Origin of the sequence: Bradyrhizobium sp. 27S5, assembly GCF_037217225.1 — a bacterium.
In the GTDB taxonomy this organism is placed as follows: Bacteria; Pseudomonadota; Alphaproteobacteria; order Rhizobiales; family Xanthobacteraceae; genus Bradyrhizobium; species Bradyrhizobium septentrionale.
Genome location: NZ_CP147714.1, coordinates 6,156,206 through 6,178,104 on the forward strand (window position 1 = coordinate 6,156,206; position 21,899 = coordinate 6,178,104).

Annotated in this window: 22 protein-coding genes; 4 read left to right on the forward strand and 18 right to left on the reverse strand. The window is 61.4% G+C overall.

Features of this window, described 5'->3' with window-relative positions; all coding sequences use genetic code 11:
- Positions 1-5: 5 nt before the first annotated feature.
- Genes WDM24_RS29110 through WDM24_RS29125 form a run of 4 tightly spaced genes read right to left on the reverse strand, consistent with a single transcriptional unit; the run spans position 6 to position 3,718 of the window.
- Positions 6-1,070 (reverse strand): ABC transporter ATP-binding protein, encoded by a 1,065-nt coding sequence (locus WDM24_RS29110; RefSeq protein WP_166305575.1) that lies wholly within the window; start codon positions 1,068-1,070, stop codon positions 6-8.
- The gene (locus tag WDM24_RS29115) at positions 1,067-1,852 is read right to left on the reverse strand and encodes an ABC transporter permease (protein WP_166305572.1); all 786 of its coding nucleotides are present in this window, start codon (positions 1,850-1,852) and stop codon (positions 1,067-1,069) included. Before WDM24_RS29115 ends, WDM24_RS29110 begins: the two co-directional genes overlap by 4 nt.
- 4 nt (positions 1,853-1,856) lie before the next feature.
- A complete protein-coding gene (locus WDM24_RS29120) occupies positions 1,857-2,672 on the reverse strand; it encodes an ABC transporter permease (RefSeq protein WP_166207760.1) in 816 nt (271 codons plus the stop codon).
- Between the two features lie 38 nt (positions 2,673-2,710).
- Positions 2,711-3,718, reverse strand: coding sequence for an ABC transporter substrate-binding protein (locus WDM24_RS29125; RefSeq protein ID WP_338828230.1), 1,008 nt, complete (start codon positions 3,716-3,718; stop codon positions 2,711-2,713).
- 192 nt (positions 3,719-3,910) lie between these two features.
- Between WDM24_RS29125 and WDM24_RS29130 the strand changes: the two genes are divergently transcribed.
- Positions 3,911-5,062, forward strand: coding sequence for a zinc-dependent alcohol dehydrogenase (locus WDM24_RS29130; RefSeq protein WP_338828231.1), 1,152 nt, complete (start codon positions 3,911-3,913; stop codon positions 5,060-5,062).
- Between the two features lie 45 nt (positions 5,063-5,107).
- Here WDM24_RS29130 and WDM24_RS29135 read toward each other — a convergent pair whose 3' ends face one another.
- The 8 genes from WDM24_RS29135 to WDM24_RS29170 all read right to left on the reverse strand — a co-directional run bounded on the left by WDM24_RS29135 (position 5,108) and on the right by WDM24_RS29170 (position 13,595).
- Positions 5,108-5,812, reverse strand: a complete 705-nt coding sequence (locus WDM24_RS29135) for an ABC transporter ATP-binding protein (protein WP_338832461.1) — start codon at positions 5,810-5,812, stop codon at positions 5,108-5,110.
- Positions 5,813-5,816: 4 nt separating this feature from the next.
- Positions 5,817-6,587, reverse strand: coding sequence for an ABC transporter ATP-binding protein (locus WDM24_RS29140; RefSeq protein WP_338832462.1), 771 nt, complete (start codon positions 6,585-6,587; stop codon positions 5,817-5,819).
- Positions 6,584-7,570 carry a branched-chain amino acid ABC transporter permease gene (locus WDM24_RS29145; RefSeq protein ID WP_338828232.1) on the reverse strand — a complete coding sequence of 329 codons (987 nt, stop codon included), beginning with the start codon at positions 7,568-7,570 and terminating at the stop codon, positions 6,584-6,586. Before WDM24_RS29145 ends, WDM24_RS29140 begins: the two co-directional genes overlap by 4 nt.
- 7 nt (positions 7,571-7,577) lie before the next feature.
- Positions 7,578-8,462 carry a branched-chain amino acid ABC transporter permease gene (locus WDM24_RS29150; RefSeq protein ID WP_338828233.1) on the reverse strand — a complete coding sequence of 295 codons (885 nt, stop codon included), beginning with the start codon at positions 8,460-8,462 and terminating at the stop codon, positions 7,578-7,580.
- Between the two features lie 55 nt (positions 8,463-8,517).
- Complete coding sequence (locus tag WDM24_RS29155; protein ID WP_338691010.1) at positions 8,518-9,771, reverse strand: ABC transporter substrate-binding protein; 1,254 nt, start codon at positions 9,769-9,771, stop codon at positions 8,518-8,520.
- Between the two features lie 73 nt (positions 9,772-9,844).
- Positions 9,845-12,235, reverse strand: coding sequence for a xanthine dehydrogenase family protein molybdopterin-binding subunit (locus WDM24_RS29160; protein WP_338828234.1), 2,391 nt, complete (start codon positions 12,233-12,235; stop codon positions 9,845-9,847).
- Positions 12,232-12,717: a (2Fe-2S)-binding protein gene (locus WDM24_RS29165; RefSeq protein WP_338828235.1), complete on the reverse strand. Its 486-nt coding sequence runs from the start codon at positions 12,715-12,717 to the stop codon at positions 12,232-12,234. Before WDM24_RS29165 ends, WDM24_RS29160 begins: the two co-directional genes overlap by 4 nt.
- Entirely contained in the window at positions 12,714-13,595 is an 882-nt protein-coding gene (locus WDM24_RS29170; protein ID WP_338828236.1) for a xanthine dehydrogenase family protein subunit M, read from the reverse strand. The genes WDM24_RS29165 and WDM24_RS29170 overlap by 4 nt, the downstream gene beginning before the upstream one ends.
- Before the next feature lie 170 nt (positions 13,596-13,765).
- Here WDM24_RS29170 and WDM24_RS29175 point away from each other — a divergent pair, with 170 nt between their 5' ends.
- On the forward strand, positions 13,766-14,860 hold the full coding sequence (locus WDM24_RS29175) for an LLM class flavin-dependent oxidoreductase (RefSeq protein WP_338691014.1): 1,095 nt from the start codon (positions 13,766-13,768) through the stop codon (positions 14,858-14,860).
- 15 nt (positions 14,861-14,875) lie between these two features.
- The gene (locus WDM24_RS29180) at positions 14,876-15,751 is read left to right on the forward strand and encodes a polysaccharide deacetylase family protein (protein ID WP_338828237.1); all 876 of its coding nucleotides are present in this window, start codon (positions 14,876-14,878) and stop codon (positions 15,749-15,751) included.
- Between the two features lie 6 nt (positions 15,752-15,757).
- Here the strand turns inward: WDM24_RS29180 and WDM24_RS29185 are convergent, their stop codons facing one another.
- The 6 genes from WDM24_RS29185 to WDM24_RS29210 form a co-directional block, all read right to left on the reverse strand.
- Positions 15,758-16,444 (reverse strand): TetR/AcrR family transcriptional regulator, encoded by a 687-nt coding sequence (locus WDM24_RS29185; protein ID WP_166305545.1) that lies wholly within the window; start codon positions 16,442-16,444, stop codon positions 15,758-15,760.
- Positions 16,441-16,995 carry a flavin reductase family protein gene (locus tag WDM24_RS29190; RefSeq protein WP_338828238.1) on the reverse strand — a complete coding sequence of 185 codons (555 nt, stop codon included), beginning with the start codon at positions 16,993-16,995 and terminating at the stop codon, positions 16,441-16,443. Before WDM24_RS29190 ends, WDM24_RS29185 begins: the two co-directional genes overlap by 4 nt.
- A 10-nt stretch (positions 16,996-17,005) precedes the next feature.
- A complete protein-coding gene (locus WDM24_RS29195; protein ID WP_414645776.1) occupies positions 17,006-18,181 on the reverse strand; it encodes an acyl-CoA dehydrogenase family protein in 1,176 nt (391 codons plus the stop codon).
- A gap of 426 nt (positions 18,182-18,607) precedes the next feature.
- Positions 18,608-19,570, reverse strand: a complete 963-nt coding sequence (locus WDM24_RS29200) for a PBSX family phage terminase large subunit (protein WP_338691017.1) — start codon at positions 19,568-19,570, stop codon at positions 18,608-18,610.
- 72 nt (positions 19,571-19,642) lie between these two features.
- Complete coding sequence (locus WDM24_RS29205; RefSeq protein ID WP_338828240.1) at positions 19,643-20,503, reverse strand: hypothetical protein; 861 nt, start codon at positions 20,501-20,503, stop codon at positions 19,643-19,645.
- Positions 20,500-20,874: a hypothetical protein gene (locus tag WDM24_RS29210; RefSeq protein WP_338828241.1), complete on the reverse strand. Its 375-nt coding sequence runs from the start codon at positions 20,872-20,874 to the stop codon at positions 20,500-20,502. The genes WDM24_RS29205 and WDM24_RS29210 overlap by 4 nt, the downstream gene beginning before the upstream one ends.
- On the opposite strand from WDM24_RS29210, the gene WDM24_RS29215 reads away from it, so the two are divergent.
- Positions 20,873-21,313 carry a hypothetical protein gene (locus WDM24_RS29215; protein ID WP_338828242.1) on the forward strand — a complete coding sequence of 147 codons (441 nt, stop codon included), beginning with the start codon at positions 20,873-20,875 and terminating at the stop codon, positions 21,311-21,313. The genes WDM24_RS29210 and WDM24_RS29215 overlap by 2 nt on opposite strands.
- Positions 21,314-21,899 lie beyond the last annotated feature (586 nt).

Here is a 21,899-nt window from a genome sequence, read left to right on the forward strand (position 1 = left end):
GGAGCTCAGGGTTCGGAGGGCAGGACACGAAGAGCATCGGGCGCGATCGAAAGTCCGATCCGGTCGCCGACTTTGGCTTGAATCGTGTTCGGCGCATCGACATTGAGCGGCTTGCCCGATGCACCACTCACGACGATCCGCTGCCGGTCGCCGATGAAACTGACGGAATCGACGATACCCGAGAGCACCCCCGCGCCCGCGCCGGTCTCCGTCACGCGGATGGTTTCGGGGCGGATCATGACGGTTGCATTCGCAATCGTCGCTCCACCGTCGATCGGCAATCGCCCGCCGGGCAGCTGCAATACACCGTTCTCGATCGGAGCTTCCACAATGTTCGCTGCGCCGATGAACTCCGCCACAAACCGATCCTTCGGCGCGAAGTAGACCTCGCGCGGAGTTCCGATCTGGGCAATCGCGCCCTTCCGCATCACCACAATGCGATCACCCAGTTCCATGGCTTCGGCCTGGTCATGCGTGACATAGATCGTCGTGATCCCGAGCGCGCGCAACAGCCGGTTGAGTTCGCTGCGCAGCCGGTCCCGCAAGGCGGCGTCAAGGGCGGTCAAAGGCTCATCGAGAAGCAAGATGCCGGGCCGGATCGCAACCGCACGCGCCAATGCGACGCGCTGACGCTGGCCGCCCGAAAGCTGGTCGATGCGGCGGTTCTCCAATCCGGTGATGTTCGTCAGCGTCACCAGCTCGGCGACGCGTGCGACCCGCTCGCTCCTCGCGACACCGCGGATCTTCAGGCCGTAGGCGATATTGTCCGCCACCGTCATGTTGGGGAACAAGGCGTAGGACTGAAACACCATTCCGACATTACGCCGCTCGATCGGGACCGAGGTCATATCCTTGCCGTCGAACAGGACCTTGCCGCCGGCATCGGGCAACTCGAGGCCTGCAATGATGCGCAGCATCGTGGTTTTGCCGCAGCCGGATGGCCCGAGCAGCACCAGCGTCTCGCCGCGCGCAATGTCGAGGGTCGCGGGATCGAGGGCGCGCGTGCCGTCGGCAAACGTCTTGCCGCAGCTTTCAATCTGCACTGCTGCGCCATGGCCGTCCGTACTCATCGCTTGGGATCCCTGTCAGCCAGCAGCTGCATCGCAACGAGGAGCGGAATGATCATCACGAAGAAGATCAGGGTGTAGGCCGAGGCCACTTCGAGCCGCATCGAGGCGTAGCTGTCGGCGAGCCCGATCGGCAACGTCTTCGTCAGCGGCGTATGCAGCATCCAGGTCAGGTTGAATTCGCCGAGCGACAGCGTGACCACCATCAATGCGCCGGCCAGAATTCCCGGCAGGGCATTCGGCACGATGACATCGCGAAATCGCCGCCACGGCGATGCGCCGAGCGAGGCGGCGCCTTCATCGAGCGTCTTGATGTCCACGGTGGCAAACACCGCCATGACCGACCGCACCATGAACGGCATGGTGAAGATCACGTGGCCGACCAGGATGAACAGCCAGGAACGGCGAAAGCCGCCAAAGCTCCCATAGGAGAGCAACAGTGCAAGCGCGATCGCAAGTCCGGGGATCGCCAGTGGCAACGTGATGATCTCCTCGACGATGCGCGCAAGCCGGCCGCCGCGCGCATGCAGCGCATAGGCGGCGGGGACGCCGGCGACCAGCGTGACCGCAAGGGTCGCGAAGGCGATCACGAAGGAGAGCAGGATGGTGCCGGCATAGAGCTCCCAGACCTGCGCCACCCATTGCAAGGTGACACCGGACTGGATACCGCGGAAATAATTGACGGTGACCCCGGCGGAGATCGAAAGCCCCGCCGGCACCACCAGGAATGCCGCGACGAGCAGTGTGAAAATGAATTGGCCGGCGAAGATCAGGCGGTCGCGCATGGGTTCACCCGGCCGCCGCGACCGCGCTGCCGCTGAACGTGCGGGCAAGCGCGAGGATGAGCCAGGTGATCAGGCCAAGTCCGACCGATAATGCTGCAGAGGTCGCGAAATTGGCGGCCAGCGTGAACTCGGTGTAGATCAGCATCGGCAGCACGTCGATATTCGTCGCCAGCGTGAAAGCGGTCCCGAACGCTCCCATTGCGGTGGCAAAGGCGATCGCACCGGAAGCGACGAAAGCCGGCGCGAGCGCCGGCAGCACGACGTCACGCTGCACCGCCCATGGGCTGGCGCCGAGCGACCGCGCGGCTTCCTCCAGGCCGACATCGAGCTTCTGTACGGCCGCCATGATGGTGAGGATCACGCGCGGGATCGAGAAATAGAGATAACCCAGGAAAAGCCCGTAGATCGAATAGGCGAAAACGATCTTCTCGCCGAAGATCCTGTTCGAGAGATCGCCGATCAGCCCCTGTCGTCCGGCCAGCAGAATGATCATGAAGCCGACGACCACGCCGGGAAACGCCAGCGGAAAGGTCAGCATTGCGATCAGCACGGCCCGCCCGGGAAAGCGGTGCCGCTGCAGAAACATTCCGGCAATCGTCGCCACGATCAGCGTCACGACCGTGGTTGCCGCCGCGAGAAGCACGGTGTTGATCAACGTCGCGCGATAGCGGCCTTCCGCAAGGATCGCGAGATATCCGGCGAGCCCGTGCGGCCCTTCGGCACCTGCGATCACCAGCCGTGCCATCGGCAACAGGAAGAATGCCGTCGTCACCACCGCAAGCGGCAGCAGACAGAGCCAAACAAAGGACTTTTGCGACATCGGAAGATTGGTGCCCTGGCGAAGGGCACCATATTGCCTCAGCGAACCTCGGCGAGATAGCGGTCGACGAAGGCTTTTTGCACGTTTTCCATCTCGCCCCAGTCGACGCTCTTGGCCCGCGCGTAGTCGCTGTCGGGGAGGAATTTGCCCTTCACGGAAGCCGGCAGCTCGATCGGGCGGGCCGGACGCAGATAGGCATTGGTCCAGATCGCCTGGCCCTTGTCGGACAGGAGATAGTCCATGACCTTCTTGGCCTTCTCCTTGTCGGGCGCGTTCTTGACGAGACCGACGACATAGGGAAACACCACCGAGCCCTCGCAGGGAATCACAAACTCGAAGTTGCCCTTTTCCGAGTATTTCGCGCGGTAGGCGTTGAAGTCATAGTCGAACAGAATCGGCATCTCACCGGAGACGACGCGGGCATAGGACGTCTGCTTCGGCACGATCGGATCGTTCTTGCGCAGCTCCTTGAAGAAGCCGATCGCGGGATCGAAATTGGTGGGCGAGCCGCCCAGCGCCAGATTGACGGCCACTGCGCCGACATAGCCGACCGCCGCCGACGACGGATCGAGGTAGCCGACCATCCCCTTGTAGTCGGGCTTCAACAAATCCTTCCAGCAGGCCGGCACCGGCTTGCCGCTAAGTGCGTCCTTGTTGACGAACAGGCCGAGCGTGCCGGAGTGGATCGTGGTCCAATAGCCGTCCGGATCCTTGAGGCCGGCGGGGACCTGGTCCCAATGCGCCGGCTTGTAGGGTTCGAGCGCGTCCTGGGCCTTGGCCTTCATGCCGAAGGTGACGCCGAAATAGCCGATATCGCCGACCGGGTTGGCCTTCTCAGCCAGGATCTGAGCCAGCGCCTGGCCGGAATTCTTGTTGTCGTGCGGGATGTCGTAGTTGAGGTCGGCCTTGATCGCCTTCAGCATCGAGGCCCAATCCGCCCATTCCGGCGGGCAATTGTAGCAGATCACGTCGGCCGCCCTAGCCGATTGCCACGGCGCGATCAGCGTCAGCGCCAGCAACGCGAGGACAAGGCGGACGGTCTTCATGGGAGGCTCCGGTTTGGCGGGATGCGATGAGGATTTCAACATCAACCGGACGATCAAGTATAGTCCGCGTATGAAGGTTTTGCGACGCGCCCGCTGCTGTGCAGCAAATGGCGGAGCCGCGATGCCAACCATCGGCTGCTCGCGGCCGCCGGCCGTTTTGCGCTAGGCTGCCAACCAAAAGAGGAGGCGACCATGTACCAGCCGCCCGGCGTCAAGACATCGCCCGACCTTCCCGTCCCCGACCGCATGAAAGCCTGGGTCCTTGGCGACCCCGATCAGCTCCACCTGAGCGAGAAGCCGACGCCTGCCCCGTCGCGTGCCGAGGTGCTGGTCCGTATCGATGCGGTTGCGATCTGCGCCACGGATCTCGAGATCATCCATGCCGGGTCGCCGGCGAGCATTCAGGGCGGCCTGCCCTTCAACAAGAACTTTACGCCTGGCCACGAATACATGGGCACGGTCGCCGCGCTCGGCCCGGACGTTGACGAATTCAGGATCGGTGAGCGCGTCAGCGTGGAGATTCACGCCGGTTGCGGCCAATGCAAACGCTGCCGCCAGGGCATGTACACGTCCTGTCTCAACTATGGAAAGCCCGAGAAGGGTCACCGCGCCAACGGCTTTACGACCGATGGCGGATTCGCCGAATACGCGGTGAACCACATCAACACGCTGGCGCGCGTACCTGATGCGATGAGCGACGCGGAAGCGACGCTTGTCGTGACCGCCGGTACGTCGATGTATGGCTTGACGGAATTGGGGGGATTGGTTGCCGGCGAGAGCGTCGTGGTGATCGGCCCCGGGCCGATTGGACTGCTCGCTGTGGCGGTGGCCAAGGCGCTTGGTGCAAGCCCGGTCATCCTGACGGGAACACGCAACAAGCGGTTGGCGATCGGCGGGGAATTGGGGGCCGATCGGGTCATCAACATCAACGATGAGGACGCCGTTGAGGTTGTGAGGCAACTAACAGGGGGGATCGGCGCTGACTATGTCGTCGAATGTGCCGGCACCGAAGCGACACTCAACCAGGCGATTCACATGACCAACCGTGGTGGCAGGATTTGTCTGGCCGCCTTCCCGCACGAGGCAGCAACGCTGGACATTGCGCATCTCGTGCGAAACAACATCTACGCCTACGGCATCCGCGGCGAGGGCCGCAGCGCCACCCACCGCGCCATGGAACTGATGGCAGCGAAGCGGTTCGACGCGAGAAAGATCCACACGCATACCTTTCCGCTGGCCGACCTGCCGACGGCGCTCAGATATGCGCGGGATCGCGTCGACGACGCGATCAAGGTCGTCGTGACCAATCGCGGAGCCGAAGAGATCGCAAGCGCCGCGGAGTAAGATGGCGTCGGCGCCGGTTGCAACTGCGCCCGCCTGGGAGCCCGCTCACACCGAACAATATCGCTCCTTGATCTCATTGTCGGCGAGCAGTGCCTGCGCAGATGCCTGGTGCACCACGGATCCTTGATCCAGCACATAGGCACGATCCGCGATACCGAGTGCGAGCTCGACGTTCTGCTCGACCAGCAGCACCGTCGTTCCCTGCGCCTTCATGCTGCGGAATAGCTCGAACATCTCGTCGACCAGCACCGGCATGATGCCCTCCGAGGGCTCATCCAGCATGATCAGATCGGGCTTTGCGATCATCGCCCGCGCGATCGCCAGCATCTGCTGCTCGCCGCCGGACATCGTAACCGCCTCCTGATCCATGCGCTCGGCCAGTCGTGGGAATATCACGGCGATCTCGTCGATCAGTTCGACCTCACGCTTCTTCTGCTTCGATGCGACAAGGCCGAGCCGCAAATTCTCTCGCACGGACAGCCCCTGCACGATCCGCCGCTCTTCGGGAACGTAGGCGAGCCCCAGCGCGAAGCGAACATGCGCCGGCTGGCGCAGCAGCTCCTCGCCCTTGAAGGTGACCGAGCCGCGCGTCCGCCCCATCAAGCCCATGATCGATTTCAGCGTCGTGGTCTTGCCGGCTCCATTGCGGCCGATCAGACAGACGATTTCGCCCTTGCCCACCTCGAGACAGACGTCCTGCAGCGCGTGGCTTGCGCCATACCAGGCATTGAGTTTGCCGATCTGCAGCATCACCTCAATGCTCCCGCTGGCCGAGATAGACACGCTTCACAGCCTCGTTCTGCCGGACCTCCTGCGGTGTCCCCTCGGCAAGAAGTTCGCCATGGTGCAACACGAGGATGCGATCGCTGATTCCGAGCACGAGTTTCATCTTGTGCTCGACGAGGATGACCGTACGCTCCTTTGCGAGCTTCACGATCAGATCCATCATGGTCCGGGTTTCTTCCGGGCTCATGCCGGCCGTCGGCTCGTCCAGCAGCAACAAGCGAGGCTGACTGGCAAGCGCCATGCCGATTTCCAGCGCTCGCTGCTCGCCATGAGCCAGTGTTTTGGCGGCGCGTTCGCGGGACTCCCACAACCCGACCAGGGCAAGCAGCGCGTCCGCCCGCTCGACCAGTTCGGTCAGCCGCGCGCGTGGGCGCCAGATGTCGTATCTCGACACCAAGGCCTGCAGACCGACGCGGATATTCTCACGCGTCGTGAGCTGCGGAAACACGCTGGTGATCTGGAACGACTTTGCGATCCCCATGTGAGCAAAGCGATGTTGCGGCAGACCGGTGACATCCTTGCCCTCGAACTCAACGCTGCCATTCGACGGCGGAAAGGCGCCGCACAGCAAGTTGAAATAGGTGCTCTTTCCGGCGCCGTTCGGACCGATGATGGAGGTGATCGCTCCCCTGGCAAACTCGGCCGAGATGTTGTTGAGCGCGATAAACTTGCCGAACGTCTTGCCGACGCCTCTGGTGCGCAGAATGATTTCTCCCGCCTGGTCTGCCGCCCCGGTCATCGCCTGCCCCGCGCGATCAGCGTACCCCAGATGCCGGCGGGGAAGAACAGCACGCATGCAATGAAGATGGCGCCAACGATCAATTGCCAGTGCACGGTCCAGACGGAGACGATGTTCTCCAGCACTAGGAAGACCGCGGCGCCGATCATCGGCCCGAAGAATGTCCCCATCCCGCCCAGCAGCGCGATCATCACGACGAGGCCCGAGGTCTCGTAGTGCAAAATCTCGATCGGCACGATCGACAGATGCAGGGCCTGCAAGGCACCCGCGAGGCCGCAGAAGCCACCCGACAGGACGAAGGTCAGCAATCGGGTCAGGGTCACGTCATAACCTGACGCGCGGGCCCGCATCTCATTCTCCCGCACCGCCTCAATAACGGCCCCAAACGGTGACGCCAGAATGCGCGACATCACGAAAAAAGCGGCGATCACGAAAGCCGCAATGACGTAGTAGCGGACCATCGGGTTGATGAAATCAATCCGCAGGCCGAACAGATCGATGGTGCGGACGTTGATGCCGCGCAGGCCGTTTTCACCGCCGGTCAGGTCAACCGCCTGATAGAAAAGGTAGTAGACGCATTGCGACAGCGCCATCGTCACCATTGCGAAGTAGATGCCGCGGGTTCTGATCGCGAGTACGCCGATCAACAGCGCCATCGACAGGCCGCCGGCGACCCCGGCCGCGATGGCCGCATACCATGGCCAGCCAAAGTGCACGATGGCGATACCACAGACATAGGCACCGGTCCCGAGCAGCGCAGCATGACCGAATGAGAGCAGGCCCAGATAGCCAAACACGAGGTTGAAGCCGAGGGCGTACAGCCCATAGATCAGGATGTTCACGGCCAGGGCCGTGAACGGCATCACCAGCGGAAAAACCAGGATCACCGCGGCCGCGATGCTGGCGCGATGCTTAGTCGCGAACTCGTACCAACTGGCCGTCGTGGTATCGGGCTGTTTGATGGATTCGGTAGCGTCGGTCATGCCTGGCTCAGCTCATCAATCCGGCGCGGCCGAAGAAGCCCTGGGGACGAACAATCAGCACGAGCGCCATCAGGGCAAAGATCGAAACCTTGGCCATCTCTGGTGCAAACAGCGAGGTCATGCTGACCACCACACCGACCAGCAGGCCTGCCAATATGGCGCCGCCGATCGACCCCATTCCGCCGACGACCGTCACCACGAAGGCTTCGGCGAGAATCGTGCCGCCCATCTCCGGAATGACGCCCTGCAGCGGGGCCGCCAACAGCCCGGCCAAGCCCGCAATCGCGGTACCTATCCCGAACACGATCAGCCAGACTCTGGAAACATCGACCCCAAGGACGCGGACGATCTGCGGATCGCGCGCGCCGGCGCGGATAATGAGCCCGAAGCTGGTCTTCTCCAGAAACAACCAGAGCGCCAGCAGGACGACGGCCGTCGCCGCGATGACAAACAGGCGGTAGAGCGGGAAATAGCCGACACCGATGTTGACCGCCCCCTGCAGGATCTCGGGCGTGTCAAAGGGATAACCGGTCTTGCCAAAGGCAATGCGCACGCATTCGACCATCACGTAACTCAGCCCGAAGGTGAGCAGCAGCGGATAGTCGATGCCGCGGCCGTAGAGCGGCCGGATCAGCACGCGCTCGACCACAAGGCCGAACAGTCCGACCAAGAGCGGCACCGCCACCAGGCAGACCCAGAAATTGCCGCCGATCGAAATCAGGTAGAGCCCGACATAGGCGCCGACCATGTAGAACGCGCCATGGGCGAAGTTGACGACCGTCAACATCCCGAAGATCAGCGAGAGGCCGATCGCAAACAGCACGTAGATCGCGCCGAGCGCCAGCCCAGCGAACAGTTGCAGCGCAATCAGGTCAAAGCTCAGGCCCGCCATCTCATCACCCCAATGTGGCGCGCACCGTCCCGCGGCGCGCGCCAATCGCACGAGCTCAGCTCTTGTGACCGAGCGCTTCGCAGGTACGCAGGTTCTTTTCGTTGGGTTCTTCGGTCGACAGAACCTCGAACACATCGGACTCGTTCTTCATGTCCTTGGACTTCGACTTGATCACGAGCACCGACTGCACCGACTGGTGATCGCATTTGCGATAATATTGCGGTCCCTTGTAGTAGTCGTACTTCAGAGCCTCCAATGCGGTGACGACCTTGTCGGTCTCCACGCTGCCGGCGCCCTTGACCGCCTCGAGCACGGTCCGAACACCGCCATAGCCGAGCGCACCGTAATCGGTGGGCAGCTTGCCGTCATACATCTTGCGGAAAGCATCGTTGAACGCCTTGGTCGAGGCGAACTTGTCATCGATACCCCAGTAGAACGAGCAACCGCCGACGACGCCTTCGAATGCCTGCGGACCCGCCGCGACGCGACTGGCATGCGAGAGCAGCGGCGCGATGATCTGGATCGATTTCTTGATGCCAAAGTCGGTTGCCTGCTTCAGCGCGATTTGCTGGTCCCGCCCGAAATTGCTGATGCACAAAATATCGGGCTTCAGCGACTGGAGACGCGGCAGCAGGGTCGAGAAATCGGTCGTTCCCAGCGGATGGCGGATGTCGCCGAGGTTCTCGATGTTGAACTCCTTGCCGACCTCAAGGAAGCCGCGAACCATCTCGTGACCGTAGGCATAATCCGCCGTGAGAAACGCAACCTTCTTGCCGAATTTGGTGAAGGCGTAGCGGCCGACCGCACCTGATGTCATGTGCGGGTTCAGCGCTTCGTGGAATGTGTATTTGCTGAAGTCTGCCGCCTCGTTGATGGCGTCGGACTGGCTGATCGAATTGAAGATGACGCCGCGCTCCTTGGTGACGTTGTTGATCGCAAGCTGAACCGCCGCCGACAGACTGCCGACGACGAAATTCACCTTCTCCTTCTCGACCAGCTCCAATGTCCGCGTCGCCGCCTCACCGGGATTCAGCTTGTCATCGCGCACGACGAGCTCGGCCTTGCGGCCGTTGAGACCGCCAGCATCATTGAATTGGGCGACAGCCAGCTGACCCGCCCGGACCTGGTCCTGGGCCTCGGCGCCATATGGGCCGGTCAAGGGAACCGGGAAGCCGATCTTGATCGGTGCTTCCTGGGCCTGCAGTAGATTGATGCGAAAGGGCGAGACGGCGAGAGCGGCGCCGGCGCTTGCCGTCGTCAGCAGACGACGCCGCGATATCGATCCAGCTTTGGTGACCTTGTTCGTCATGACCATTCCTCCCCAAGAACTGTCTGTGTTGTGTTTTGCTTATCGTTTTGTCTTTGCCCGGAACGTCTCCACCTCAGATTCGTCCCAGGGCCGTCAGGATAACCTGAGGCGTCAGCGGAATCTCGGTAATTATTGCGCCGAACGGCCGGAGCGCGTCATTGACCGCGTTGGCCACGCAAGCTGCCGCACCGGCTGTCCCCGCCTCGCCCGCCCCCTTGGCGCCCAGCTCCGATTCTAACGTCGGAGAGACCACGTGGCCGATCTCGATATCGGGCATCTCACCGGACATCGGGACCAGGTAGTCCGCCATATTGGCGTTGGTCAGCTGACCGCGTTCATCATAGATGCACTTTTCGAACAGTGCCGCGCCGAGCCCCTGCACGACCCCGCCCCGGATCTGCTCGTCAACCAGTTGCGGATTGACGATGGTGCCGCAATCTTCGACAACCCAATGCTTGAGCAGCGTAACGAACCCGGTCTCGGTATCGACCTCGAGCCACGAGGCCTGAATGCCGTTGGTAAACGCAAAGGGGTACTGGCGTGGAACGAAATGCCGGGTCGCCATCAACTCGGGCTGGATCCCTGGCGGGAGGGTGTCCGGTCGAAAATAGACGATCCGCGCCAGCTCGTTCAGCTCGATGCGGGGCGCGCCGTCGTCGGCATTGACGATACTGTTGTTGACGATATCGAGCCCGGCTGGCGTCGATTGCAGGATGGCCGCAGCAACGTCGAGAATATTCTTGCGCAGAGCCTTGGCGGCTTGCAACGCGGCTTCGCCGCCGATGCCGGCGCCGCGCGAGGCCCACGTACCGCCGCCATAGGGCGTGTTGTCGGTATCGCCCAGGATCACGCGGACCCGCTCCATCGAAACGCCAAGCACGCTGCCGACGATCTGGGCCGTCAGCGATTCCGACCCTTGCCCCTGCTCCGTGATGCTGGTCTGGCAGATCACCGAGCCCTGGGCGTCAAGCCGAACCGCGACACCATCCTGCGACGAGATCCGCGCGCCGCCGACGCCGTAGAAGGCGGCGCTGGGATTGGTCACTTCTATGAAGCTGGCGATTCCGATGCCTCGATGAACGTTTCTGGTACGCAACGCGGCTTGCTCGGCACGCAATGCGTCGTAGTCCATCATCTGAAGCAGCTTGGCCAGCGAGGCGTGATGCGAGAGCTGCTCGAACTCCATGCCCGAGGGTGATGCGCAGGGATAGGCATCGTCGGCGATCAGGTTGCGCCGGCGGATCTCGACGGGATCCATGCCGATCTTCGCTGCGGCCAGATCGACCAGGCCTTCGGTAACCGAACAGGCGATCGGGTGCCCGACCGCGCGGTACTGGCACATCACGTTCTTGTTCTGGAACACGACCCGCGCGCGCGCCCGATAGTTCGGGGTCAGATATGCCCCACCGACCAGGTTGACCACCTGATTTGCCTCGATGGCGCTGGTGCGCGGATACATCGAATAGGGGCCGATCCCCGTCAGATCGTCGATCTCGAATGCCGTAATCGTGCCGTCCTTTAGGACGCCGATCCGTCCCCTGCATCGATGATCGCGGGCGTGAATGTCCGTGTTGAAACTCTCGACGCGGTCAGCCACGAATTTGACCGGCCGCCGCAGCAGCTTGGACAGCGCATAGGTCGCCATTTCGTCGGCGTAGATATGGACCTTGATGCCGAACGAGCCGCCGACATCCTTGCAGACCACCCGGACCTGCGCTTCCCTCAACCCAAGATGGAGGGCCGCGATGTTCTGCACCATGTGGGGCGCCTGCGTGCCCTGATAGATCGTGAGCCGCGCCTCGGCTGCGTTCCAGTCGGCAACGACGGCCCGCGGCTCAAGTGTCACGCCGGTGTGGCGCCCGAACACGAAGTCGGCTTCGACCACCTCGGACCCCGACAATGCGAGGTCGACATCGCCGGCATTGAGGGTCCGCTCAAAGGCGAGATTGTCACCGAGCGAGGCGTGAATGACAGGAGTCGCCGGATCGAGCGCGGTGCGCATGTCCGTGACCGCCTCGAGTTCCTCGTAGTCGACGGCAATGTGCTCCATGGCATCTTCAGCGGCCGCACGGCTGGTTGCCACAACCGCCGCCACCGCCTCACCCTGCCAGCAGACCCGGTCGACCGCGATCGCGTGCTGCGGCGCCGACTTCAATCCCTTTAGATGCGAGAGCACACCGACCCAAGGCGTAATCACAGCCTCAAGCTCACGCCCGGTGACGATGGAAATGATGCCCGACATTCGCCTTGCCGCGGCGGCATCGATCGCCACGATTCTGGCGTGGGCATATGGCGACCGCAGAAAGACCACGTGCGCCATACGCGGCAATTCCAGGTCGCTGACGTACTGTCCGCGCCCTTGCAGCAGCCTGTCGAGATTCGGACGCGGCACCGTCTTGCCGATGTAGGAATTCGGGCGATCAAGCACCGAAAGCGTGTTTGTTGCCGCGCGGGTCACCGTCATGCGCACCGCCCCGCGCGCGTTTTGGCCGTCGCTTCCACGGCGTCCACGATGGCCTGATAGCCCGTGCAGCGGCAATAGTTGCCGGAAAGATGCTCGCGGATCGCTTGACGATCAGGCACGGACAGACGCTTCAGCAAGTCCTGCGCCGTCATCAGCATGCCAGGCGTGCAATAGCCGCACTGCAATGCATTCCGTTCGCGAAACGCTGCCTGAAGATCGGCGACTTCTCCGCTGTCGGACAGCCCCTCGATTGTCTCGACCGACGCCCCCTGCGCCTGGACCGTCAACATCAGACAGGAGCGAACGATCTCGCCATCGACCCGGACAGTACAGGCGCCACAGACGCCGTGCTCACAACCGATGTGAGTGCCGGTCAGCTTCAGGTTCTCCCGGAGAAAATCAGCGAGGTTCAGCCGCGGCAAGACAAAGGCATCGATCAGTTCGCCGTTGACCAGAAGCGAGATCGATACCGGAACGCTCACTTGGTTGCTCCCGTTTCCAGTTCAGGTCGCGCGAGTAACGCGGCCACACAGCGCCGGAGCAAGACTGTGGCGAGATGTCGGCGCATGGCTGGGCTAGCCTGCTGATCCTCATGTGGATCGAGTTCATCGGCCAGCGCGGTCGCAGCCTCTGCGAGCAAGACGGCGGTCACAGATGCATTGATCAGCTTGTCGGCGGCGGACGCGAGCAGAGGCCGGTCACCAACCGCAAAGAAACCGAGCCGAAGATCCGTGAACCTGCCGCGCGCCACAACAGCGCGAGCGGCGAGGCCAGCGATGGCATAGTCGCCATGCCGCCGGGCGTATTCCTGAAAGGAAAATGTCGAGCCTTGCCCTGCGACAGGCACCTCGACTGCGACAAGCAACTCGTCCGGAGACAGTGCCGTTTCGTAAATTCCCTTGAAAAACCCGGTCGCAGCAATCCGGCGCTCGCCGGCCGGGCCGCGAACGATAACCGTGGCGTCAAGTGCTACGACGCAGGCGGGCAGTTCCGACGCAGGATCGGCATGGGCGAGGCTACCGCCAATCGTTCCGCGATTGCGAATTGCGGGATGAGCAACATGGGCAACGGCATCGCGCAACAACGGCGCGTGCAGAGCAACCTCCGGCGAACCGAGCAGGTCGACATGCCGGGTCAACGCACCAATGACCAGCACATCCCCCTTCACCGCGATGCCGCGCAACTCGGCGAGGCCGCCGATATCGACCACAATGTCCGGAGATAGGAGCCGCAGGTTCATCGCCGGCATCAGGCTCTGACCACCTGACAAAACCTTCGCCTTGTCGCCATGCGCAGCGAGCAATTCCAGCGCATTCACGACGCTGGTCGCGCGGGCATAGGCGAAAGCCGCAGCTTTCATGTGGGCGTGGCCTCCCGGGCCCAATTTTGGTTTGCCCGATTAGAGGGCCGCCCTCTTCAAAGGTCAAGCTTGTTTATCGAGTGATTATTTGCGCGGCGGGGCTTGTCTTCGCTGCGGGAAGGCCGCAGGTTCCTCGCCAACTAAAGTTCTACTCGCAAGGGAGGCGGATCATGAAGCTCGGATTCTTTACGATGCCGATCCATCCTCTCGACAAGGATTGGCGGCAGTCGCTCCGGGAGGATCGGGAGGCCTTCCTGCTCGCGGATGAGCTCGGGTTCACCGAAGGCTATGTCGGCGAGCATGTCACCGACAAGGCCGAGAACATCACTTCCAGCATCGCGTTCATTGCCTGGCTCGCGGCCGCAACCAAGCAGATCAGGCTTGGAACCGGCACCATCAACATGCCGAACACCCATCCGGCTGCAGTCGCCGCATCTGTCGCCATGCTCGACCACATGCTTGATGGGCGCTTCATACTCGGGATCAGCCCTGGCGGATTGCTGTCCGACGCGGAAGTCTTCGGCAATCTCGATGCCGACCGCAATGCGATGTTCCTGGAAGCGATCAATCAGGTTCTCGACATCTGGGCCGGCAAGCCGCCCTATGATCTGCAGGGCAAATATTGGGATGTCTCGGTCAAACGAACTCTGATTGAGGATATTGGCCAAGGCATCGTCGCGCGCCCCTTGCAAACCCCTCATCCGCCGATCGTGGTGACCGCGGTCGCGCCGTTCTCAAAAGGGGTCACGGAGGCGGCGGCACGCGGCTGGGATCCGATCTCGGCAAACTTCCTGATGCCTGCCTGGGTGAAGAGCCATTGGCCCAAATATGTCGAGGGCTGCGAACGCGCAAACCGGGCGATCGACAGCGCCAATTGGCGTGTCGCCAAGAGCGTGTTCGTGGCAAGGGACGCAGCAACCGCGAAAGCCTATGCCACGTCGCCCGACAGCCCCTACGTGTACTACTATCACCAGCTGTTCACGAAGCTGAAGCGCAGCGGCCGGCTCGAACTGTTCAAGACGCGGCGGGATCAACCTGACGCCGAGGTTACATTGGAAGAGATCTGCGACAAGCTCATCATCTACGGCACACCCGAAAGCGTTGCAGATCAACTGCTAGCGTTCCAGGAGGAGATCGGCGCCTTCGGAACCTTGCTGTACGCCGGCAAGGACTGGAGGGATCGCGAGCTTGGCCGTCAATCGATGATCCTGATGGCTGAGAAGGTCTTGCCGCGGATCAATGCCGCTCCCGGATTATCGGCGTGATCAAGGAGTCTCGACATGGCCTTCACTGATCGCATTCCGTACCAGGCCCAGGTCGATCGCCCGAAGCTGACATTGCCGGGCGGCAAGAAACTTGCCGTGTGGGTGATCCTCAATGTCGAGGAATGGCGCATCGGGAACGCGATGCCGCGCACCGTGCTGAGCCCACCGATGGGCCAGCCCCTGCTGCCCGACGTGCCGAACTGGTCGTGGCATGAATACGGCATGCGCGCCGGCTTCTGGCGGCAATTCAAGGCCCTCACCGACCGAAAGATTCCGGTGACGCTGGCCGTGAATGCCAACGTCTGCAACAGCTATCCGCGGGTGGCGTCGGCAGCGCTTGAGGCGGGCTTCGAATTCATGGGACACGGATTTGTCCAGGGCCCGATGCACAAGGTCGAGAACCAGGCTGACGCAATCAAGCGCGCGGTCGACACCATTGCTGGATTTACCGGCAAGCCGCCGCGATCGTGGGAAAGCCCAGGCCTGACCGAGACCGAAGCGACGCTCGATCTCCTGCGCCTCAACGGCATCGAATACGTGGCCGACTGGGTGATCGACGATCTCCCGCAGGACATCGCCACGCCGCACGGAACGGTGACGACAATTCCCTATTCCGTCGAGACCAATGACATCGTCATCCACGCGCTGCAGCATCTTCCGTCAGAACAGTTCCTGACGCGCTGCACCGACCAGTTCGATCGGCTGTATCTCGAAGGCGCGGAGAATGCGCGGATCATGGCGATCTCGGTGCATCCCTACATCACGGGCGTGCCACATCGAATCAAATATCTGGAGGCGCTGCTCGATTACGTCATCGGCCATGACGGCGTAGCGCTGATGACGGCGAGCGAGATCGGAGATTGGTATCGGGGTCAGATGGCAACGAGGTAGTGCCGCTCAACCAACGACCTTGATCGGCGCCCGTCGACGATCGGTCGCGCTCTCCGCCATCCTCTCGAATCCTGCGAGAAAGATATCCAGCGCATCGCTGATCATTTTTGCCTTGTCCTCGAGGACCGGCGCTTCGTAGATGTACTTCCGCACACCATAGTAGAAGATACCGCCGTGAAACACCCAGGCCAGTTCCAGTTCAGCGGCGCTGGGCCTGCTTTGCGTCGCGAGGCCGGCGTCGTAGCGACATTCCCTGAGAATGCGGGTCAGGATCTTGTCCTTGACCATGCCGACATACCAGCGATTGATATCGAGGCCCTTCAGGCCGGAGTAAAGATAGATCCTCAGCCATTTGCGGTTGAAGATTGCATCCGTATAAACTTCGTAAAACTCCTGTAGGCGCACGCGGAGCGGACGCGAGCGATCCGAGAGCAACTTCTCCCAGCCGATTTCCAGGGGTTCGAGATATACCTTGCGGTAGACCTCCTTGATGAGATCATCCTTACTCGGAAAGTAGCGGTAAAGCAGCGGCTGGGTTACGCCGAGCTTGCGCGCGAGGGTACGTGTACCGCCGCCGAATCCCTCTTCCGCAAAAAGCTCAGTCGCCTTGGTGACGAATTCGCTGCGCCGGTCGTCAGCTGATAGTCGCCTCTGCTTGGTACGAGCTCGCTTGACGGGCGTCTTTCGATTCATGATGTCTTGTCACCATCGTCAGGCTGGAATCCGCCAAAACCTCCCCGCGCGAACAACAACGGATTGTTCCGGTTATAAGCGTAGGCTTCCACCGCCCCTAGAAAAATGACGTGATCTCCGCCGTAGTAGCGGTTGGCGGCACGGCATTGAAAATTTGCAACCACGTCGGCAAGCACAGGAGCTTGACCGAGACCTGGCGTCCAGCTCACACCTGCGAACTTGTCGCCTGATGACCTAGCGAACTGCAGCGCCAACGCCCGCTGCGACGCATCAAGAACGTTGACGGTAAAATGGCTGGCATTCTGGAAGATCGGCAGCCCCTGCGAAAACATGCCCAGGCTCCACAGCACCAGCGGCGGATTGAGCGATACCGACGCGAAGGAATTGCAGGTAATTCCGTACGGCCGCCCTTCGGCAGACATCGCGGTCACGATCGTCACGCCGGTCGCGAACGTGCCAAGCGCGTTGCGGAAGTCACGAGGGTCGATCGTCGAACTGTCGCTTGCGAACTCACTGGCCGGATCCGACGGATGTTTGGGTAAGTCAGACATCCAATCGGCCTCAAAGCGTCAGGTTTTCAGACGGCAGCCCGAGGGCCACCCGCCCGTAATTGGTACCGGCCGCGTCAAAATTTAAGGCGAGGTGCGAGTTCACCGCATGCGCATCGCGGAATTGGCGCTGCAACGCGCCCGAGGTGAACAGGCTGCGCGCCCCGCTCGCAGCGAACAGAAGAGACACCGCTTCGGTGCACAGATTGACCGCAAACGCGCCGTCGCGTCGGAGCTTCGTCTTCGCCGCAATGCTCGGGATGTCGCCACGCCGAACTTCCGCTAACACCTCAACGCAGTTCGTACGCATGATCAACCGCGCGGCATCTATCTTTGCCGACGCCTCAGCGATCTTGATTTGTGTGCTTTGCAGGTCTCCGATCTTGGCCCGGTTGTATGTCGAGGCGCGGTGTCGTGCGATCTCGACATAATCATCGAGGCAAGCCTGGGCATTCCCCAAGCCGACGCCCGACAATACATAAGGAAACAACGAGAAGACCGGAAGCATGTAGAGCGCATTCGGATTGATAACACTGCCGGGCGTTGCACCACCCGCAAGATCGCTGACGGCAACCGTCATATGCTCGGGGACGAACGCGTCAGTTACCCGAACGTCGTTTGATCCCGTTCCGCGCAAACCAGCCGCATTCCAGGTATCGTCGATGCTGTAGTCCCGCCTGTTCAGCAAGAACAACCGATATTCGACGCCATCGGCTTCATCGTCAGAGGCAACCACGCTCGCGAGCATGTTCCATCCGCACGCTTCCACTCCGGACGAGAACGGCCAATGACCGCTCAGTATATATCCGCCACTTGTCTTCCTTGCACGGCCTGCCGGGAATACAAAGGAAGACGCGATCAGCGTATCCGGATCCTTGCCCCACACCGCGCTCTGCGCCTCGGGCGCGAACATACCGAGCATCCAGTGGTGGCTCGCAAGATTGGCAAAATTCCAGGAGACCGAGGCGTCGCCCTGCCCCAAAGCATCGGCGCAATCGACCAGTGCAACATAGTCGAGTTCGCTTCCTCCGACGCGCTTGGGCTGCAGGATTCGGAAAAGCCCATTATCGTGCAGATCCCGTTCGGTCTCGGGCGGCAATCGGCGCAGGTCTTCGGTCCGTTGAGCTCGCTCACGCAAGGCCGGCACAAGCGCCCTGGCTCGTGCGACCATGACCGAATAGCGATCCATGTCTGCGCCTGGCGGCACCTTCGCGTCGAGCCCGCGGTCAACCTCAACCATGGTCTCTTCCTTCGTTCGATCTCCAAGACATTTGTGCGTGCGATCGAGCCGTACGGTTCAGTTTATCGATCGATCACCAGAGATCAAGCCGCGCAAGCCTACGTCCCTCGAATTTTCAACGCCCAGGACTAACGACTGCGGCGGGTGCCCACTGAGGGAACGTTTTCAGCGATGCTTCGTCCGCGCAGGACAGGCCAATCCAGCATTTTTTCCCGGCCAGGATACGACATGTGGTCCACGCTCATGCTAGCGAACGCTGAATGCAGAAGGCCGCTTCCTGGCGCGGAAACGCAAAAAAGCCCGGTGGCCATTCGGCCGCCGGGCGCTCTACGTCATGGTATTATTGGTAACCGCTCAACCCATCTCGCGCGCTTTCTAGACGAGTTCCTTCCGCCAATACAACGTGTGCTCCCATGCCCAGGGCGAGGCAGGTTCGAACAGCCTGTAGCCGCGCGAGCGCAGCCAATTGAGGTGATACGCCAACACCTGGCCGGCGCTCTCATAATAGTCCAGAATCCTTATTTCGCTACCGGCCCACTGCACGATCCAGATCGTGAACGCATCCGCAGTCGCGCCCGCGCCACCAATATCGATAAAGGCGCGCAACGGCAGCAGCGGATCGGCCGCGACCTTGCCGATCCGACCGTCCTTGTGCGCCTGGGCCAGCAACGTGGCGAAGTACGCGCCTTCGAACGCTTGCACGTAACCTCCTTCCCAGATGTGATTGTAGCGATCGGGATAAAGCGAGAGGTCAACGCGCCGCTCTTCATCGAGCACCCCCGGAAACCACGGATTGTCGCGCCAGCTTGCGTTGACGACGATCGCTCCTGGGGCTTTGCGGGTTCGCAGGAAGTCATCGATCGCGTCCGACTTCCGCCGCGGATTCCAGCTCGCCCAAAGCTCGGAGCCCGGCGCGCGGATCGTCGGCCGCAGCAGAGCGAGGCTATGCGCGCTCAGCGACTGCGCTTCGTCGATCCATGCGACCTTGAAGCCCTCCAGACTCTTGATCGAGTCGGCCGTATGATCCCGCATGCCCCGGAAGATCATCACGCCGTCACCGGGCGTCGTGATCCTGTCCGAATAGACCTTAAACCCTTGGCCGACGCCGAGCGACGCGATCTTGCTTTCGATCAACCGCTTCGACGATTGCGCCAGCGTTCGCTGCGCCTCGCGGATACACACCGCCAGCGTGCCGCGCTCGGCCTGGCACATCTCGACCAGGAGCTCGCCGAAGAAGTGGGATTTTCCCGAACCTCGGCCGCCGAATGCCCCCTTGTAGCGCGCCGGTTGTAGCAGCGGCTCGAACACTTTTGCGGTTGGAATTTTCAGGATCGACAAGGCTGCTCTCGATAACGCAAAACGGCTTGCTCGCCCGCCGGCCGCCTCGCGGCGATCATCGGGCCTGAACTGTCAGTGACGAGGGCGCACTCTGGTCAGCTCGGCAAGCCAGTCATCCAGATTGGTATTCGCCGCGCCGGACGCGTCCGGAATGCCAAACACAGACGGCGGCAGATATCGCATGGGTTGTCCACTGAACGGGCTCGGCGGTCTCATCGAAGCCGAAGGCGCACCCGCCGCGAGCGAGGACGCAGGAAACCGTTCGTCGAACGTCACGGATCGGCCGGGAGGCGAAATCGGAGCCGATGGAACGAACGGCACGGCCGGTGCTCCCGCATCGAACGCAATTTGCCCCTCACCTGTGAGCGGTACACGTACCAGACGCCGAATGTCCCCTCTTTTGCGGGCCTCATCTTGCGAAACGTCGTCAGGTGGCGCGACGGACGAGTGCGTCGCGACGCTTCTCGAAGCAGATGCCGGCACCGCGCTCCAGCGGCCTGCAAAGTCTGCTGGCGCATCAGCTAACGCCTGGGCCACTGCGGCTTGATTTGCCAGGTATGTCGCGCCCGCGCCGTCTGTGCCAATTTGCGGAATATAAGGAACACCATTCTGCGCGGCGGTCCACTTGCTTCTCAGCACCCGCTCCGGAGTCGGACCTTGCTTATAAAATTGAACAAGCAGTGCACTTCGCAGCTCTGGACTCGAGGCATTCCAAGCATCGATCCCTGTCTTGGGATCTCCGTTGATACTCATGTTGGATTGATAAACGCCAAGGCCATGCCGCAAATATGCCGCTATCGATGATGCCGTAAGGGCTCTGTCGCTACCGTTCTGCAAAGCGACGCCAGCAGAAAATAGGTTGTTCGCATAAGGCGCGAAGGCCGGATCATCTGGATCTGTCAGAATTGCCTGAATCGCGTTCTGGAATTTCACTCCAGCCGGACCATAGTCGATAAGCAGAGCATTCTTGAATTCTTCTCAATATCCGATCCGACCGTTATTGCGTTTGGATCGGAGTTGTACCGATCCAGGATGTAGCTAGAGGCTCCTTGTCGAGGGTCAGATGGATTGATTTTCGCTCCTCTTTCTAGCGCTTCTCGAAGAAAATGAGTTGCCCAATAAGATGATCCTGCACACTTCACTTCGTTCCAATAGCTAGCAGTCTGATCGAATTGCTCTTGGGCCACACTTCCGGCAATCGCTTCGGCGGGCACGCCGTACCTCGCTGCCGCGGCGGCGATCTCAGGCGCCATTGATTGAACACCGGCAAGTGTCTCCTTGCTGTATGACGGCAGGGGGTCCATGGATGACCTATTCGCTGAGTTTGAGGATTCAGATCAATTTTTGGATTCAGGAAACGATCCAGACGGCGGCACTGAATCCCGCCCAATTGGCCAAGGCGCATGTCAGGACTACCGTGCTCCACAAATTCACGCGGGTTACCCACGCGATGCCTGCCAATATCGCGATCAGAACGACGTTCAGGGACGAATTCATGAATGGCCAGGGGATGAAGAACGAACAAGAGAAGTCGAGCGTGGTCACGAAGGCCCATGTCGAAAGGCCGAAAACGATACCCAAGGACAAGATCAATCGATAAGTCGCAAGGCGAAGATCGAGAAAGTATGTTGGAAGAACGCATCCAATGGAGCCGATCGTACAGAGGTTATTGATCGTGGGCAGCGCATTGATAAGGTGACAGACGTCGTCCATGGATGGTATCCGCAGAAGCTATATGCGTGAGCATATTGCTAGTTAGGGCAGCATCCCGTCGTCGAGCCAGGCGCGGCCGGCACCGCCTGACCGACAATGAAGGCCCATTGCCGCTCTACACTCACACGTCTGCAATAGCAGGGTATCTCCAATCCCGCCCATGTATTTCCTGCGCATGGTTTCGGGATTTTTTGTGCAGAAAGAGGGGCAGTCAAATAGACAGCGAAGATAACAAGCCCAATGCCGCCAACCCCCGCGTCAAGATCGACAGAGGTCCTCCGGATAGTCAGATCGCGTCGCACGTCCGCTCGCCGCCTTGCGGACGGTGCCAGGCTGGACTGTTATTGGCGAGGGCGCGCTCTGGTGAGGCCGGCAAGCCGGTCATTCAAACTCTTGTCCGGCGCACCGGAAGCGTCCGGGATACCAAACACTGACGGCGGCAGATATCGCATCGGCTCGCCGCTGAACGGGCTCAGCGACCTGATCGAATCCGGAGGCGCGCCCGCAAAAGCTCCGAAGCGTTCGTCGAATGTCGCGGGCCGACCCGCCTGCGGAATCGAAGCCGACGGAACGAACGGCACGGCAGGCACTCCGCCATCGAAGTCAGGCTGGTTCT

What these genes read in the sequence shown, in the direction of transcription:
- WDM24_RS29215 (WP_338828242.1), top strand. Translation starts at nt 20,873, where the DNA reads ATGGATGACCTATTCGCTGAGTTTGAGGATTCAGATCAATTTTTGGAT.
- WDM24_RS29110 (WP_166305575.1), bottom strand. Translation starts at nt 1,070, where the DNA reads ATGAGTACGGACGGCCATGGCGCAGCAGTGCAGATTGAAAGCTGCGGC.
- WDM24_RS29160 (WP_338828234.1), bottom strand. Translation starts at nt 12,235, where the DNA reads ATGACGGTGACCCGCGCGGCAACAAACACGCTTTCGGTGCTTGATCGC.
- WDM24_RS29125 (WP_338828230.1), bottom strand. Translation starts at nt 3,718, where the DNA reads ATGAAGACCGTCCGCCTTGTCCTCGCGTTGCTGGCGCTGACGCTGATC.
- WDM24_RS29140 (WP_338832462.1), bottom strand. Translation starts at nt 6,587, where the DNA reads ATGACCGGGGCGGCAGACCAGGCGGGAGAAATCATTCTGCGCACCAGA.
- WDM24_RS29175 (WP_338691014.1), top strand. Translation starts at nt 13,766, where the DNA reads ATGAAGCTCGGATTCTTTACGATGCCGATCCATCCTCTCGACAAGGAT.
- WDM24_RS29180 (WP_338828237.1), top strand. Translation starts at nt 14,876, where the DNA reads ATGGCCTTCACTGATCGCATTCCGTACCAGGCCCAGGTCGATCGCCCG.
- WDM24_RS29210 (WP_338828241.1), bottom strand. Translation starts at nt 20,874, where the DNA reads ATGGACCCCCTGCCGTCATACAGCAAGGAGACACTTGCCGGTGTTCAA.
- WDM24_RS29155 (WP_338691010.1), bottom strand. Translation starts at nt 9,771, where the DNA reads ATGACGAACAAGGTCACCAAAGCTGGATCGATATCGCGGCGTCGTCTG.
- WDM24_RS29185 (WP_166305545.1), bottom strand. Translation starts at nt 16,444, where the DNA reads ATGAATCGAAAGACGCCCGTCAAGCGAGCTCGTACCAAGCAGAGGCGA.
- WDM24_RS29135 (WP_338832461.1), bottom strand. Translation starts at nt 5,812, where the DNA reads ATGCTGCAGATCGGCAAACTCAATGCCTGGTATGGCGCAAGCCACGCG.
- WDM24_RS29115 (WP_166305572.1), bottom strand. Translation starts at nt 1,852, where the DNA reads ATGCGCGACCGCCTGATCTTCGCCGGCCAATTCATTTTCACACTGCTC.
- WDM24_RS29190 (WP_338828238.1), bottom strand. Translation starts at nt 16,995, where the DNA reads ATGTCTGACTTACCCAAACATCCGTCGGATCCGGCCAGTGAGTTCGCA.
- WDM24_RS29130 (WP_338828231.1), top strand. Translation starts at nt 3,911, where the DNA reads ATGTACCAGCCGCCCGGCGTCAAGACATCGCCCGACCTTCCCGTCCCC.
- WDM24_RS29120 (WP_166207760.1), bottom strand. Translation starts at nt 2,672, where the DNA reads ATGTCGCAAAAGTCCTTTGTTTGGCTCTGTCTGCTGCCGCTTGCGGTG.
- WDM24_RS29150 (WP_338828233.1), bottom strand. Translation starts at nt 8,462, where the DNA reads ATGGCGGGCCTGAGCTTTGACCTGATTGCGCTGCAACTGTTCGCTGGG.
- WDM24_RS29170 (WP_338828236.1), bottom strand. Translation starts at nt 13,595, where the DNA reads ATGAAAGCTGCGGCTTTCGCCTATGCCCGCGCGACCAGCGTCGTGAAT.
- WDM24_RS29195 (WP_414645776.1), bottom strand. Translation starts at nt 18,181, where the DNA reads ATGGATCGCTATTCGGTCATGGTCGCACGAGCCAGGGCGCTTGTGCCG.
- WDM24_RS29145 (WP_338828232.1), bottom strand. Translation starts at nt 7,570, where the DNA reads ATGACCGACGCTACCGAATCCATCAAACAGCCCGATACCACGACGGCC.